Source organism: Yersinia sp. 2542 StPb PI, from assembly GCF_048593855.1.
Lineage (GTDB): Bacteria > Pseudomonadota > Gammaproteobacteria > Enterobacterales > Enterobacteriaceae > Yersinia > Yersinia enterocolitica_E.
Genome location: NZ_JAZGQA010000037.1, coordinates 1 through 15,558, shown reverse-complemented (window position 1 = coordinate 15,558; position 15,558 = coordinate 1). Strand labels below are relative to the sequence as shown.

The window sequence follows — 15,558 nt, the reverse complement described above, 5'->3', positions numbered from 1 at the left end:
ATGTCGCAAGCTGCCCTGAATGCGCGTGAACGTGCGGCTGAAAACAGCGTGGCCCGACGCAGTAACGGAGGCCAACTAGCAGGTCTGATTTTCCTGCTAATGGTTCTGGGTACCATGCTCTGGGGTGGGTGGGTCGTAGTGGGGTGGATGAAAGATGCCAGCCGACTGCCACTGTCAAAACTGGTGGTGACCGGTGAGCGCCATTACACCACCAATGATGATATTCGCCAGGCAATTCTGGCATTAGGCGCACCGGGTACCTTTATGACGCAGGATGTGAACATCATCCAACAGCAGATTGAAAGGTTGCCTTGGATTCAGCAGGCCAGTGTGCGTAAACAGTGGCCGGATGAGCTGAAAATCCATCTGGTGGAGTATGTGCCTTTTGCTCGCTGGAATGATTTGCATATGGTTGATGAGCAAGGGCGGTCATTTAGTGTGCCGTCCGAGCGGGTCGGCACACAGAAATTGCCATTACTGTATGGCCCGGAAGGCAGTGAACAGGATGTTCTGGAAGGCTACCGGGCAATAAATAAGGTGTTAGCGGCCAATAAATATCAGCTAAAGATGGTGGCAATGAGCGCCAGACATTCTTGGCAGTTGGCCTTAGATAATGATGTTCGGCTGGAGCTGGGACGGGATGACCGGATGGGGCGTTTGCAACGTTTCATCGAGTTATATCCGATGTTGCAACAGCAGCCAGATAAACGAGTCAGTTATGTTGATTTGCGATATGAGACAGGGGCTGCAATAGGTTGGGCTCCGGTATTTATCGGCAGTCAGGGTGGTGAGCCACCAATAAATGGCCAGCAGAACAGTAATCCGCAACAGAATCAGGCACAGGCAAAACAACAATGATCAAGTCGACGGACAGAAAACTGGTAGTAGGTCTTGAGATCGGCACGGCAAAGGTCTCCGCATTGGTAGGGGAAGTTCTGCCCGATGGCATGGTCAATATTATTGGGGTCGGCAGTTGCCCATCCCGTGGCATGGATAAGGGTGGGGTTAATGATCTTGAATCGGTAGTGAAATGCGTGCAGCGCGCTATCGATCAGGCTGAGTTAATGGCGGATTGCCAAATTTCATCTGTTTATTTGGCGTTATCGGGTAAACATATCAGTTGCCAGAATGAAATAGGGATGGTTCCTATTTCAGAAGAAGAAGTAACTCAGGAAGATGTAGAGAACGTAGTGCATACCGCGAAGTCGGTGCGTGTGCGTGATGAGCATCGTATCCTGCACGTTATTCCACAGGAATATGCCATCGATTATCAGGAAGGCATCAAAAATCCTGTTGGTCTGTCTGGCGTGCGGATGCAGGCTAAAGTGCACCTGATTACCTGCCATAACGATATGGCGAAGAATATTGTTAAAGCGGTGGAACGTTGTGGTCTGAAAGTGGACCAACTGATTTTCGCCGGTTTGGCAGCAAGTTATGCAGTATTGACTGAAGATGAGCGTGAGCTGGGGGTCTGTGTCGTTGATATCGGCGGTGGCACCATGGATATGGCGGTTTATACCGGTGGCGCTTTACGGCACACCAAAGTTATCCCTTACGCCGGGAACGTGGTCACCAGCGACATAGCTTATGCTTTTGGTACGCCGCCTACAGATGCGGAAGCGATTAAAGTTCGGCACGGCTGTGCGCTCGGGTCGATAGTCAGCAAGGACGAAAGTGTAGAAGTGCCAAGTGTTGGCGGACGCCCTCCCCGTAGTCTGCAAAGACAGACGCTCGCTGAGGTTATAGAACCACGCTACACCGAGTTGCTGAATTTAGTTAATGACGAGATTTTACAATTGCAGGAGCAGTTGCGTCAGCAAGGCGTGAAGCATCATCTGGCAGCCGGTATCGTGCTGACTGGCGGTGCTGCACAAATTGATGGGCTGGCTGAATGCGCACAACGGGTGTTCCATGCCCAGGTTCGTATCGGTCAACCGCTCAATATCACCGGGCTGACGGATTATGCACAGGAACCTTATTACTCCACTGCTGTTGGGTTATTGCATTACGGTAAAGAATCTCATCTCAGTGGTGAGTCAGAAGTAGAAAAACGTGCCTCAGTGGGCAATTGGTTTAAACGTATCAATAGCTGGCTGAGAAAAGAGTTTTAATGTTTCAACAAAGAGATCATGCTGAACATATTTTTTGATCTCGAAGCGACAGGCACAAAACGGAGAGAAACTATGTTTGAACCTATGGAACTAACCAATGACGCGGTGATTAAAGTCATCGGCGTCGGTGGTGGCGGTGGTAATGCCGTCGAACACATGGTGCGCGAGCGCATCGAAGGTGTTGAATTCTTCGCCGTTAATACAGACGCTCAGGCGCTACGTAAGACGGCTGTTGGCCAAACCATCCAAATTGGTAGCGGTATTACCAAAGGGTTGGGTGCTGGCGCGAACCCAGAAGTGGGTCGTAATTCAGCCGAAGAAGACCGTGAAGCTCTGCGTGCAGCTCTTGAAGGCGCGGACATGGTCTTTATCGCCGCAGGTATGGGCGGTGGTACCGGTACTGGTGCTGCTCCTGTTGTTGCCGAAGTGGCAAAAGAACTGGGTATTCTGACAGTCGCCGTGGTTACCAAGCCTTTCAACTTCGAAGGCAAGAAACGCATGGCATTTGCTGAGCAGGGTATTGCTGAGTTGTCCAAGCATGTGGACTCACTGATCACTATCCCGAATGACAAATTATTGAAAGTTCTGGGGCGTGGCATCTCTTTACTGGATGCTTTCGGTGCAGCGAACGACGTATTAAAAGGTGCTGTTCAGGGGATCGCCGAATTGATTACCCGCCCAGGCCTGATGAACGTTGACTTTGCCGACGTGCGCACCGTGATGTCCGAAATGGGTTATGCCATGATGGGCTCCGGTGTGGCTTGTGGTGAAGATCGTGCAGAAGAAGCCGCAGAAATGGCTATCTCCAGCCCGTTGCTGGAAGATATCGACCTGTCTGGTGCCCGTGGTGTATTGGTTAACATCACTGCTGGTTTCGATTTACGTTTGGATGAGTTCGAAACTGTGGGTAATACTATCCGTGCATTCGCGTCCGACAATGCCACCGTTGTTATCGGTACATCGTTAGACCCGGAAATGAACGACGAACTGCGCGTAACTGTTGTTGCGACCGGTATCGGCATGGATAAACGCCCAGAAATTACGCTGGTTACCAACAAGCAGACTCAGCCTGTTATGGACCATCGTTACCAGCAGCATGGCATGTCACCTTTACCTCAGGAAGTTAAACCTGCGGCTAAAGTGGTCAATGACCCTACTGCTCAAACCAATAAAGAGCCCGATTATTTGGATATCCCGGCATTTTTGCGTAAGCAAGCCGATTAATTTTCGAATATTTGGAATCTCCGCTCTTTGTGCTAAACTGTCCCACCGATCTTGTTATAAGCTTGGTCGGTAGGATGGATAACATTGCGAGATAAAACGATGATCAAACAAAGGACTTTAAAACGTATTGTTCAGGCGACTGGCGTCGGTTTGCACACCGGTAAGAAAGTCACGCTGACAATGCGACCCGCGCCGGCTAATACCGGGGTCATCTATCGTCGCACTGACTTGAATCCACCGGTTGATTTTCCGGCAGATGCAAAATCCGTGCGTGATACCATGCTCTGTACTTGCCTGGTCAATGAGCATGACGTGCGTATTTCTACTGTTGAGCATCTCAACGCTGCTTTGGCAGGGTTAGGGATTGATAACATTATTATTGAAGTTAACGCTCCCGAAGTGCCGATTATGGACGGTAGTGCCAGTCCATTCGTGTACTTGCTGCTGGATGCCGGTATCGAAGAGTTAAACTCTGCGAAGAAATTCCTGCGTCTGAAAGAGACTGTGCGGGTTGAAGACGGTGATAAATGGGCTGAATTGTCTCCATTCAATGGATTCCGTTTAGATTTTACCATTGATTTTAATCACCCGGCGATTGACTCAAGTACTCAGCGTTACCGTCTGGATTTCTCGGCCGATTCATTCGTCCGTCAAATCAGTCGTGCGCGTACTTTTGGTTTCATGCGTGATATCGAATATTTACAGTCCCGTGGTTTGTGCCTGGGCGGTAGTTTCGATTGTGCCATTGTGGTAGATGATTACCGCGTGCTTAACGAAGATGGCTTACGCTTTGAAGATGAGTTTGTTCGTCACAAAATGCTGGACGCGATTGGCGACCTGTTTATGTGTGGCCACAATATTATTGGCGCATTTACTGCGTTCAAATCCGGTCACGCCTTAAATAACAAGTTGTTGCAAGCTGTTTTAGCGAAGCAAGAAGCTTGGGAATTTGTGACGTTCCAAGATGAAGCCGAAATGCCACTGGCATTTAAAGCTCCGTCTACAGTATTAGCTTACTAAGTACTTTTGTACCCAAACTCATTGGCATTACAGCCAGCTAACATCGCTGTAAGTTCAAGTGTGAAGGGAAAAGCTACTTATCACTTTTGGTTGCGTTGGCACTCTCTCCGGCCAACGCAGCCAATCGTTCCAATATTATTCTAAGTTTTTCAGGGCTACGGCTCGCTAATCCTCTTAATTCCTTAGCACTTTCCAGACTTAAATGACGTAATGGCGGCGATTTCTCAGGATCTTGCGCCGATTTTGCCACATCTTGCGTAATGTTATGGCCCTTGGCCATTAACGACGGATTAATCCTGATGTCGATTGAAGACAATGATGGTAGAATTTGTGCTCGTAGTGCAGAGAGCAGAGCGGGTTGTTCATAACGTAAGCGCATTAACCAGCTAGCGTTCGCAGTCTCTAGCACTAAAACACTCTGTCGATAGTTAGCGACACGGCACCACGGCTGCATTTGTGAAGGGAGCAATCCTTTTACCGCACGGTTAAGTTTTAACAGTGCAGTAGCGCGTTGTTGTACGTTATGTAGCGGTCCGTTTTCTGCTGCAATGGCATCATCGAACAGAACATCTAATAATTGTGGGCGGTTTTCACGCATTGACAAGGCTCCGGCGGATTTTAAACTTGTGATCGGTATTCTAAATCGTTGGCGACAATTTGGTAGACGTTATTTCTGGCCGCATCTCTTGTTAGGGATGGTAGCGGCGAGTCTTGGCGTGCCATCAAACCTGTCTGGCGTTCCAGATCAAACTGCAATACCGAATACATCATCAAGCCAAAGCCGTCAGAATTACGGTGTGACAAACTTTAACAGTTTGGCATTGTTGCATGATATGCATCGCCGTCCTTCATTCAGCGTAGACTACTGGCAACAGCATGCACTGCGCACGGTTATTCGTCACCTCTCATTTGCGTTGGCACCTCAGGTCGCTTATGCGCGGGTGCAAGAAGTTACAGCAGTCGAGCAAGCTGAGCCATCACAAATTCAGCAGCTTGCACTGTTGGATACCCTCAATGCGCTACTGACACATGAGTTTAAGCCACCGGCTATCATTCGTTACACCGAGCAAGTTAAGCGGCCTATTCTTTCGTTACACAAACCCGGACTCTGGCTTGCACAAGTGCAAGGCATTCGTGCCGGGCCTACTATCCTATACCTTAAATAATTCGAGTTGCAGGAAGGCGGCAAGCGAAAGACAAATTGGTTGTAAACCATTTTGAACAGCGCTTGCGCTGGCCCGTAGGGTGAGCCTCTGATGTGGTTCATAATCTCGATGAGCTTACATAAGTAAGTGATTCGGGTGATTGAATGTAGCCAACGCACATGCAGCTTGAAGTATGACGGGTATAAGCTAATTATTCTCTTGGTTTACCTCAATTTTATACAACCTTTGGCCGCCGGTTTGGTGGTCTTGTAAGAGATATTAAGAATCATGCTAATCAAATTATTAACCAAAGTCTTTGGCAGCCGTAACGATCGAACTCTGCGCCGTATGCGCAAAGTAGTTGATCAAATCAGCCGTATGGAACCAGAAATTGAAAAACTGACCGATGCTGAGTTGCGTGCCAAAACAGATGAATTCCGCGAGCGTCTGGCAAAAGGCGCGGTGCTGGAAACCTTGATCCCTGAAGCTTTTGCGGTTGTTCGTGAATCAAGTAAACGCGTGTTTGGTATGCGTCACTTCGACGTGCAGTTGCTCGGCGGTATGGTATTGAATGAGCGTTGCATCGCAGAAATGCGTACCGGTGAAGGTAAAACGCTGACTGCAACGCTGCCAGCTTACCTGAATGCGTTGAGTGGCCGTGGTGTTCACGTGGTTACCGTCAATGACTATTTGGCTCAACGTGACGCCGAAAATAACCGCCCATTGTTCGAGTTCCTCGGTCTGAGCGTCGGTATCAACTTGCCGAATATGACAGCACCAGCCAAGCGTGCCGCTTATGCTGCTGACATCACTTATGGTACTAACAACGAATACGGTTTTGACTATCTGCGCGATAACATGGCTTTCAGCCCGGAAGAGCGTGTGCAGCGTAAATTGCATTATGCGCTGGTGGATGAGGTTGACTCCATCTTGATCGATGAGGCCCGTACCCCGCTGATTATCTCTGGTCCGGCGGAAGACAGTTCCGAGATGTATATTCGAGTTAACAAACTGATTCCAAAACTGATTCGTCAGGAAAAAGAAGACTCGGACACCTTCCAGGGTGAAGGCCACTTCTCGGTCGATGAAAAATCACGTCAGGTTCACTTAACTGAACGTGGCCTGATTCTGATTGAACAAATGTTAGTGGAAGCGGGCATCATGGAAGAAGGCGAGTCGCTGTACTCTCCAACCAACATTATGCTGATGCACCACGTCACGGCCGCGCTGCGCGCCCATGTGCTGTTTGCCCGTGATGTTGACTACATTGTGAAAGATGGTGAAGTTATCATCGTCGACGAACACACCGGCCGTACCATGCAAGGGCGCCGTTGGTCAGATGGCTTACATCAGGCTGTTGAAGCAAAAGAAGGCGTGGAAATCCAGAACGAAAACCAAACACTGGCTTCCATTACCTTCCAGAACTATTTCCGTCTTTATGAAAAACTGGCCGGGATGACCGGTACGGCGGATACCGAAGCGTTTGAATTTAGCTCAATCTACAAGCTCGATACCATTGTTGTACCCACTAACCGCCCAATGATTCGTAAGGATTTAGCTGATTTGGTCTATATGACTGAACAGGAAAAAATTGGTGCGATTATCGAAGATATCCGTGAGCGTACTGCGAACGGTCAGCCAGTATTGGTTGGTACTATCTCGATTGAGAAATCTGAAGTGGTATCTGCCGAATTGACCAAAGCTGGCATTGAGCACAAAGTTCTGAACGCCAAGTTCCATGCCATGGAAGCAGAGATAGTCTCTCAGGCGGGTCAACCAGGCGCGGTAACTATCGCTACCAACATGGCTGGTCGTGGTACCGATATCGTGTTGGGGGGGAGCTGGCAGAGTGAGATTGCTTTGCTGGAAGATCCGACTGAAGATCAAATTGCCGCCATTAAGGCCGCCTGGCAGATTCGCCATGATGCCGTGCTGGCATCTGGTGGTTTACACATTATTGGTACCGAGCGTCATGAGTCACGCCGTATTGATAACCAGTTACGTGGTCGTGCGGGCCGTCAGGGTGATGCCGGTTCTTCACGCTTCTACTTATCAATGGAAGATGCCTTGATGCGTATTTTTGCCTCTGACCGTGTGTCTGGCATGATGCGTAAATTGGGTATGAAACCGGGCGAAGCCATTGAGCATCCATGGGTGACGAAGGCCATTGCTAACGCACAGCGTAAAGTTGAAAGTCGTAACTTCGATATTCGTAAGCAACTGCTTGAATATGATGATGTGGCCAGTGACCAGCGTCGTGCCATCTACAGCCAGCGTAATGAACTGCTGGACGTATCTGATGTTAGCGAAACCATTAACAGCATCCGTGAAGATGTATTCAAAACAGTTATCGACAGCTACATTCCTACCCAGTCACTGGAAGAAATGTGGGATATTGAAGGCCTAGAACAGCGCCTGAAAAATGATTTCGACTTGGATATGCCAATTGCACAATGGTTGCAAGATGAGCCACAATTGCATGAAGAAACATTACGTGAACGCATTCTTCAGCAAGCGATTGAGGTATATCACCGCAAAGAAGAAGTTGTTGGCATCGATATGATGCGTAACTTCGAAAAAGGCGTGATGCTACAAACGCTCGACTCCTTGTGGAAAGAACACTTGGCTGCAATGGATTATCTGCGTCAGGGGATCCATCTACGTGGTTATGCGCAAAAAGATCCTAAACAGGAATATAAGCGTGAATCTTTCGCCATGTTCGCTGCCATGTTGGAATCACTAAAATATGAAGTGATCAGTGTGCTGAGCAAAGTACAAGTGCGGATGCCAGAAGAGGTAGAAGCGCTGGAAGTACAACGTCGTGAAGAAGCCGAGCGTTTGGCGAAACAGCAGCAACTAAGCCATCAGTCTGACAACAGTGCCTTGATGTCAAAGGATGAAGTCAATGTAGCCGCTAGCCTTGAGCGTAAAGTGGGTCGTAATGATCCGTGCCCATGTGGTTCAGGCAAAAAATACAAACAGTGTCACGGCAGCCTACAGTAATACTTTAGGCCATTGGTAATACTGAAAATGAGGGCGGCTTAAAAACCGCCCTTTATTTTGTCGTTCTTTTTAGGACAGATACCAAGAGGCCATATAACTTACTGTTTATGCTCTGATCAGGAGAAAGAGAATTGAAACATTTACAGATAGCGGTAGGGATTATCCGCAACCCCCAGCAGGAGATTTTTATTACTCAGCGCGCTGCTGATTCTCATATGGCGGGTTTTTGGGAGTTTCCCGGTGGCAAGGTTGAGCAGGGTGAAACAGCGGAGCTTGCTTTAAAACGTGAGTTGTCAGAAGAAGTAGGGATCGTGGTACAAGAGGCTGTTCTACTCAACGTCTTGGAGCATACTTTTACCGACCGTATCGTGACATTAAGTTTCTATATGGTTGAAGCGTGGGATGGTGAACCCTTTGGCCGCGAAGGGCAACCCATTCGCTGGGTAAGGCAATCCGAATTGGTTGCCGAGGAGTTTCCGCCAGCGAATGCCGCAATCATTGCATTACTCACCCGATAACTCCATGTTGCGCTTAATAAAATTGTAATTAATATAATGGGAAGGGAGCAAAATAGGGTTGCTCCCCAATGATATGCACATCAATGAGTTGGGGGTTCTTCCTCACTCCATTCATCACTGTCAGATAACTCGCCATGGCTTGAAATACGCTTTTCTTCGTCAGCCCACTCGCCTAGGTCGATCAGTTGACAGCGTTTGCAGCAGAAAGGGCGATATGGGCTTTGCTCTCCCCAGATAACGATTTTCCCACAGGTAGGGCAGTTAACTTCGATTTCTTCTAAGTCCATATTCTCTCCTTAAAAACCAACTGATTGATTGCCACATCAGCAGCAGGCTAATTCAAACGATAAACGGGCCGGAACAGTACCATTTTCACTGTCGAGCGGTAAAAAGCGAATAGCATACCGTGTTTTATGACCAGAAATTTGTGGGTATAGTTGTGGGTCTAATGGCAAGCGCAGCCGGAGTAGATCAGCACCTTCGGCATTATCTTGAAAGAAACCATTCAAGCTGATTTGTGCCCGTAACGGACCCGACTGACGAATTAAATCTAAAATGATGGTCAGAGACTGATTGAGTGGCGCTAAGCTTACCAGCAATTTATCAATATGTTGGTCACGCTGCTCCTGTGGCTGATGTAGCCAGGTATGTAACGTGGGTAAATCAAAGCTACAGTAGCCACCGGGAATGCTAAGGCGCTGGCGAACGACAGCGATTAAGCGGTCTTCTTTTAATGATTGTCCGATACGTGGTGCGGACATTAATACTGTGGCATGGTTTTTTAGTTTACTGCGCAAGGAGTCCACTCGCGACATATCCACACCGGGTATATCGGCCCATTGCTGTAACTTTTGTTGTTGGCGCTCAAGCTCTTTGAGCAAATCAGTGCGGACTTCGCCGCGATCCAAAACTTCAATCAAATCGCATGCGGCGCGGAAAAACGTTAATGCAGTGGCAATATTATCTAACGAACGTTGGCTTTCTAATTGTTGTAATAAAAATTCTATTCTCAGCCAGGTACGCATTTTTTCATTCAGCGGATGTTCAAAAAGTATTGTTGAGGTGAGGTCACTCATTGGTGTAGATCCTGTTGGGCCGCGGCTGCCAATATTAAATACTGTTGGTGTAATGAAGCAACTTGCGAGGCGATAATGGATGGATCGCCGCTATTGTCAATAATATCATCGGCACAGGCTAGCCGTTGTTGCCGCGAAACCTGTGACGCTAAAATATGTTCTGCCTGTTGGCGGGTAATACCATCTCTTGCCATCGTGCGCGTGAGTTGTATTTCAGGCGCTACATCTACCACTAACACACGATTAGCACGGTGCTGTAAACCATTTTCAAGCAACAAAGGAACAATCCAAAGTGCATATGGTTTATCAATATTCGCTAATTGGTGCTCAGTTTCTTGCTGAATAAGTGGATGCAACAGTGAATTTAACCATGCTTTTTCCTGTGGTTCACTGAAAATTTTTGCGCGTAATGCACTCCGGTTTAATGAACCATCTGCTTGCAAAATAGTGTCGCCATAGCGGGATGCGATAGCCGCTAATGCTGGCATACCCAGTTCAACAACCTGGCGAGCGATAATGTCAGCATCAACAAGGGGCACCCCAAAATCGGCGAATGCATCTGCTACGGTACTTTTGCCGCTGCCAATCCCGCCGGTGAGAGCCACAATATAGGTCATTACCTAGCCTTGTATACTGTTTATGAGTGGCAGAATTGTATCTGAAAGCGGGCGGGAAGGGATAGTAAGGTATGCATTCTGTTTGAGCTAGATGGAAAAATAAGTGAAGTGAGCGCGCAGATAAAAGAGTGGTTGCTATTCTCCAAGTAATTTGTGGGATTATAGCGTAAATAAAGGTGGATTCGCAGTCTTGCCGTAGAATTATTCATGCGTATGATAGCTTCACTGGGATGGCGTGATTTACGCCCGATCACTTTTTGCGATCTATCGCCACTAACCAGGAAATAATAAGCCATGCGCATTGAAGAAGGTTTGAAATTAGGTTTTAAAGATGTGTTAATCCGCCCTAAACGTTCCACACTGAAAAGCCGCTCTGAAGTAGAGCTCGAGCGCCAGTTTACCTTCAAACATTCAGGTTGGAATTGGTCTGGTGTACCTATCATCGCTGCTAATATGGATACTGTTGGCACCTTCCGCATGGCTGAAGTTTTGGCATCATTTGATGTGCTTACCGCAGTTCATAAGCACTACACGGTTGAACAATGGGCTGAATTTGTAAAACGGGTTCCTGAATCTGTATTGCGTCATGTCATGGTGTCGACAGGGACTTCCTCTGCCGATTTCGACAAAATGAAGCAAATTCTGGCATTATCACCGGCACTGAAATTCATCTGTATCGATGTAGCTAATGGCTACTCTGAGCATTTTGTTTCCTTCCTGCAAAAAGCTCGCGAAGCCTGCCCGGACAAAGTGATTTGTGCTGGCAATGTGGTGACTGGTGAGATGGTAGAAGAGCTTATCCTTTCTGGTGCAGATATTGTTAAAGTGGGTATTGGTCCAGGTTCTGTTTGTACCACGCGAGTTAAGACCGGTGTTGGTTATCCACAGCTATCTGCTGTGATCGAGTGTGCCGATGCTGCCCACGGTTTGGGGGGACAGATTGTCAGTGATGGCGGCTGCTCTGCACCGGGCGATGTGGCTAAAGCTTTCGGTGGTGGTGCTGATTTCGTGATGCTGGGTGGCATGCTAGCAGGACACGATGAGTGTGAAGGCCGCGTGGTGGAAGAAAATGGCGAGAAATTCATGCTGTTCTACGGTATGAGTTCAGAGTCTGCTATGAAACGCCACGTAGGCGGAGTCGCTGAATATCGCGCCGCAGAAGGTAAAACAGTTAAACTGCCATTACGCGGTTCCGTTGATAACACAGTGCGCGACATTATGGGTGGCTTGCGTTCTGCTTGTACCTACGTGGGTGCTTCGCATTTAAAAGAACTGACCAAGCGCACCACCTTTATCCGAGTTGCAGAGCAAGAAAACCGTGTATTTGGCAGTAACTGATTACTGATGGAAACAGGGCGTTATTTAACGCCCTGTTTCGACCTCCCTTTCCCCACGATACTTCGCCCTTAATACCCGTATTACCCAATAACATCCCCTAGTTGAAATATCGGTAAATACATTGCGATCACTAGAACCCCGACGATGCTGCCAATAATCAACATCAACAGTGGTTCCAACATTTGTGTGAGATTATCGGCTAAATCCTGTGTTTTTTGCCGATGCCAACCTGCTAGTTTTTCTAATAACACATCCAACGCGCCAGATTCTTCACCCACCCGAACCATTTGTTGGCATAGCGACGGGAATAGATGATGTTGTGCAAGAGCGATATGCAGAGGCTCACCTTGGTTGATCTGTTGTTGAATATGTTTTAGTGCTTGCTGATAGGTACAGTTATTGATGGAAAGGAGTGCGGCATCCAATCCGGCAGTTAGCGGTAATCCGGCATGTTGAGTGATAGCTAATGTTTGAAAAATTTGGCTAAGGCAACTTCCTCGGATTAATGTGGAGATGAGTGGGAGACGTAATAACAGTGTTTGCTCCCATTGTTGCACGTGCACCTGACGCCGCCGCGCATAAAGGTATCCCATACATATTGATGTTAATAACACCGCAATATACGGCCCGTAAGTAGTAAGAAATACTGAAATCAGCAGCAGCGTGGCAGTCAGTGTGGGTAATGGTGTATCAAATGATTGATAGATTTGTGCAAATTCAGGCAGCACCATGACCAGCATAACGAGGCTAACAACCATCGCGATAACGCAGACAAATATTGGATATTTGAGTGCCTTAATCACTTTCTTTTGTAATTTTTGCTGCCGTTCCTGGTGCTGTACTAACTGAATACAGCACTGTTCAAGGTTACCCGTCAGCTCCCCCATTGCAATCACTGGGGGGTATAATCGGGGGAATGTGTGTGGGTAACTCGCCATCGCTTCAGATAGTGATTGGCCCTGTGAAACCAGTTGGCTTATGTCCTGCAATAAGCAGCGCCACGGTAATGCATCTATCTCTTTCGCTAGCAGTTGCAGGCTATTAACCAAAGGCAGTCCGGCTTGCAGTAGCGTCGCCAATTGGCGAGTAACAGCCACCAGGTGCTCACCTTGCCAATAACTGATTGATAATCGCTTACCACCCTTAACGTTTAATGGTTGTAACCCTTGGCGGAACATTTGTTCATAAACAATATTTCGCTCTGTTGCCAATTGTGCTCCAGTCTGTAACTGTCCTGTAGTATCAATGGCTTTCCAGTAAAATAAACGTTGATAACTCACAGGATTGCCTCGAATTCTTTCAGAGTTCCCACAACACGATTAATTTCACTAAGCGTAGTAACACCGCTTTCAACTAATGCTAAACCAGCAGAAAGTAATGTTACTTGTTCTTGCTCTTGTGCAATCTGAGTGAGCTTTGCCGGGCTGACATTGTTGAGCAAAGCTTGCTGGATTGGCGGGGTGACACTTAACATTTCGTAAATACCTGTGCGACCATAATAGCCTGCGCAACAGTGTTCACAGCCCACGGCGAGATAATGTTGCAATGGACTCGCCCAAACACCTGCCGGAGCCTGAAAAAGAGTGGGAGATGCCTGGCGACAGTGCAGGCAGAGCCTGCGAACCAGTCGTTGGGCGATAACTAACGTCAGGCTCGATGCAATTAAGTGACGTTCTATTCCCATTTGTGTCAGGCGTATTAGGGTTTCAGATGTTGAGTTGGTATGCAGTGTTGAAAGTACCAGATGCCCCGTTAATGCGGCCTTAACCGCTATCTCGGCAGTTTCATTATCGCGAATCTCGCCGAGCATAATCACATCAGGATCCTGGCGTAGCATCGCGCGTAATACGCAAGAAAAATCCAATCCAATCCTATTGTTAGTCTGAGTCTGATTTATGCCATCAACCTGGATCTCTATAGGATCTTCAACACTACAGATGTTTCTTTGCGGTTGATTGAGTTGGTCTAAACTGCAATAGAGCGTCACAGTTTTTCCACTTCCGGTAGGCCCAGTCACCAGAACTAAACCTTGCGGAGCAGATAATGCGCGCGTGAGTTGTTGGTGGGCCATGGTTGTCAGACCCAGACTGGCCAGCGTTGGTTGTTGATGAATATTCAGTATACGCAGCACCACTTTTTCACCGAACTGTACGGGGAGGGTGGCTATTCTTATGGAGTAGCGGGTGCCATTTAACACTAAAGCTAGCTGGCCATCCTGCGGTAACCGTTTTTCCGCGATATTCAATTTAGCCATAACTTTTAGGCAACTGCTGATACGGCTGGCTAATTCAGTTGTTGGAGGTGGGGATTCGTGCAAAACACCATCAATTCTTAAACGAATACGATAATGATGCTGATAAGGTTCAAAATGGATATCTGAGGAACGTTTCTGAATCGCCAATCTGAGTGTTTGCGTTATAAATTGAATAACGGGAATATCACTTTCATTATCCAGCAATGTCTCATCTAAATCCTGTTGTGGCAGAGAAGCTGAGCCTCCTCCTCCTTGTCGTTTTCTCTCTTGTCGCGATACGCCTTGACTATTTTCGGTAGATTCTACTTCTAGGTTTAGGTGCTCTTTTGCTGATGGTTCAAGGTTTAATAACTGTTCAATCTTAGCCTCAGGCCAGTATTCTACGGTAATTTTACGACCACAGGTAAAACGCAGGGCAGTTAATAATTCGTCATTCACTGGTTTGGATGACGCTATAGCGAGGTTTTTGCCATCGAGTTTTAAGGCTATTGCCCTATAACGACGACAGAGTTTGTGTAATTCAGCGCTGATTCGCTCGGGTTGGTGTGCCATGAATTCAGTCATTGGATTAGGCCTTATCATTGAAACGGAACACGGTCTTACAGCTATCAGCAAGGTTGTTATCTACGGTGGTACATGTTCTGGTCCAGACAATATTTCCACTACTACTAAGTGTGGGGGTCATCGAGAGACTCAGGTCAGCAAGGGTATGTTGACCCGTAAGTGTAATCACACCTTTATCAATGGTTGTTGCACTGACATAACGCGATGGTTGCCCAGCCGGTACGCCGTTATTGCCCGCATTACAGCTATCGAACTTGGCATGCTCCAGAGCACAAAGTTCTACCGCCATTTTGTAGGGCACGATGGCTTGTAACATATCGGTGAGGGCTGCTTTTTGGATATAGCGCTGATAGGAAGGAATACCAATACCGCTAAGTACAGCAATGATGGCGATGGCAACCATTGGTGGTGCTATAATACAGTCATATGTTTACAATAATGGATAAAAGAAAAATGATAACGAAAACAGCTTATTGCTACTGCCGTGTAAGTAGTTCTCGTCAAAATGATGAGAATGGTGGTTTTGGCATGACACGACAGCAAGCAACACTTATGGATTACATTTCGCTGTTCGGTGAGAATGAAGAATTGGGGTATGCGTTGAGTCCTGATCAAGTGGTTTTTTTGCGTGCCGAGGGTGTAAGTGGTTTTACCGGTAAGAATATCGAAAAGGGTTCTGTTCTTTTAA

General features: G+C 47.4%; 15 protein-coding genes and 1 pseudogene. 9 read left to right on the top strand and 7 right to left on the bottom strand.

Features of this window, described 5'->3' with window-relative positions:
- The 4 genes from ftsQ (at position 1) to lpxC (ending at position 4,355) form a co-directional block, all read left to right on the top strand.
- Complete coding sequence (ftsQ, locus tag V1952_RS07055; protein ID WP_083160517.1) at positions 1 to 858, top strand: cell division protein FtsQ; 858 nt, start codon at positions 1 to 3, stop codon at positions 856 to 858.
- Positions 855 to 2,111 (top strand): cell division protein FtsA, encoded by a 1,257-nt coding sequence (gene ftsA, locus V1952_RS07050; RefSeq protein ID WP_002210431.1) that lies wholly within the window; start codon positions 855 to 857, stop codon positions 2,109 to 2,111. The genes ftsQ and ftsA overlap by 4 nt, the downstream gene beginning before the upstream one ends.
- 72 nt (positions 2,112 to 2,183) lie before the next feature.
- Entirely contained in the window at positions 2,184 to 3,335 is a 1,152-nt protein-coding gene (gene ftsZ, locus V1952_RS07045; protein WP_004389003.1) for a cell division protein FtsZ, read from the top strand.
- Positions 3,336 to 3,434: 99 nt separating this feature from the next.
- Positions 3,435 to 4,355, top strand: coding sequence for a UDP-3-O-acyl-N-acetylglucosamine deacetylase (gene lpxC, locus V1952_RS07040; RefSeq protein ID WP_005181431.1), 921 nt, complete (start codon positions 3,435 to 3,437; stop codon positions 4,353 to 4,355).
- A 73-nt stretch (positions 4,356 to 4,428) separates the two neighbouring features.
- Here the strand turns inward: lpxC and V1952_RS07035 are convergent, their stop codons facing one another.
- A complete protein-coding gene (locus V1952_RS07035) occupies positions 4,429 to 4,953 on the bottom strand; it encodes a DUF721 domain-containing protein (RefSeq protein ID WP_193784725.1) in 525 nt (174 codons plus the stop codon).
- 28 nt (positions 4,954 to 4,981) lie between these two features.
- On the opposite strand from V1952_RS07035, the gene secM reads away from it, so the two are divergent.
- From secM to mutT, 3 genes are all read left to right on the top strand, one after another.
- Entirely contained in the window at positions 4,982 to 5,521 is a 540-nt protein-coding gene (gene secM / locus V1952_RS07030) for a secA translation cis-regulator SecM (protein ID WP_420074533.1), read from the top strand.
- 267 nt (positions 5,522 to 5,788) lie between these two features.
- The gene (gene secA, locus V1952_RS07025; protein ID WP_372558009.1) at positions 5,789 to 8,503 is read left to right on the top strand and encodes a preprotein translocase subunit SecA; all 2,715 of its coding nucleotides are present in this window, start codon (positions 5,789 to 5,791) and stop codon (positions 8,501 to 8,503) included.
- 131 nt (positions 8,504 to 8,634) lie between these two features.
- Entirely contained in the window at positions 8,635 to 9,021 is a 387-nt protein-coding gene (gene mutT, locus V1952_RS07020) for an 8-oxo-dGTP diphosphatase MutT (protein WP_372558010.1), read from the top strand.
- Positions 9,022 to 9,101: 80 nt separating this feature from the next.
- Here the strand turns inward: mutT and yacG are convergent, their stop codons facing one another.
- Genes yacG through coaE form a run of 3 tightly spaced genes read right to left on the bottom strand, consistent with a single transcriptional unit; the run spans position 9,102 to position 10,714 of the window.
- Positions 9,102 to 9,308, bottom strand: a complete 207-nt coding sequence (yacG, locus tag V1952_RS07015; protein ID WP_050086102.1) for a DNA gyrase inhibitor YacG — start codon at positions 9,306 to 9,308, stop codon at positions 9,102 to 9,104.
- Between the two features lie 36 nt (positions 9,309 to 9,344).
- A complete protein-coding gene (zapD, locus tag V1952_RS07010; protein WP_420074532.1) occupies positions 9,345 to 10,097 on the bottom strand; it encodes a cell division protein ZapD in 753 nt (250 codons plus the stop codon).
- On the bottom strand, positions 10,094 to 10,714 hold the full coding sequence (gene coaE / locus V1952_RS07005) for a dephospho-CoA kinase (RefSeq protein WP_372558012.1): 621 nt from the start codon (positions 10,712 to 10,714) through the stop codon (positions 10,094 to 10,096). Before coaE ends, zapD begins: the two co-directional genes overlap by 4 nt.
- A 294-nt stretch (positions 10,715 to 11,008) precedes the next feature.
- Between coaE and V1952_RS07000 the strand changes: the two genes are divergently transcribed.
- Positions 11,009 to 12,052, top strand: coding sequence for a GMP reductase (locus tag V1952_RS07000; RefSeq protein WP_083160502.1), 1,044 nt, complete (start codon positions 11,009 to 11,011; stop codon positions 12,050 to 12,052).
- 80 nt (positions 12,053 to 12,132) lie between these two features.
- On the opposite strand, the gene hofC is transcribed toward V1952_RS07000, so the two are convergent.
- From hofC to ppdD, 3 genes are read right to left on the bottom strand one after another with little or no spacing between them, the layout of a single operon-like run.
- Complete coding sequence (gene hofC / locus V1952_RS06995) at positions 12,133 to 13,332, bottom strand: protein transport protein HofC (RefSeq protein WP_420070984.1); 1,200 nt, start codon at positions 13,330 to 13,332, stop codon at positions 12,133 to 12,135.
- Positions 13,329 to 14,870 (bottom strand): type II secretion system protein GspE, encoded by a 1,542-nt coding sequence (gspE, locus tag V1952_RS06990; protein WP_420074531.1) that lies wholly within the window; start codon positions 14,868 to 14,870, stop codon positions 13,329 to 13,331. The genes hofC and gspE overlap by 4 nt, the downstream gene beginning before the upstream one ends.
- Positions 14,871 to 14,874: 4 nt before the next feature.
- A complete protein-coding gene (ppdD, locus tag V1952_RS06985) occupies positions 14,875 to 15,273 on the bottom strand; it encodes a prepilin peptidase-dependent pilin (protein ID WP_420074530.1) in 399 nt (132 codons plus the stop codon).
- 50 nt (positions 15,274 to 15,323) lie between these two features.
- Here ppdD and V1952_RS06980 point away from each other — a divergent pair.
- A pseudogene (locus tag V1952_RS06980) lies at positions 15,324 to 15,558 on the top strand (hypothetical protein); the annotation flags it as partial.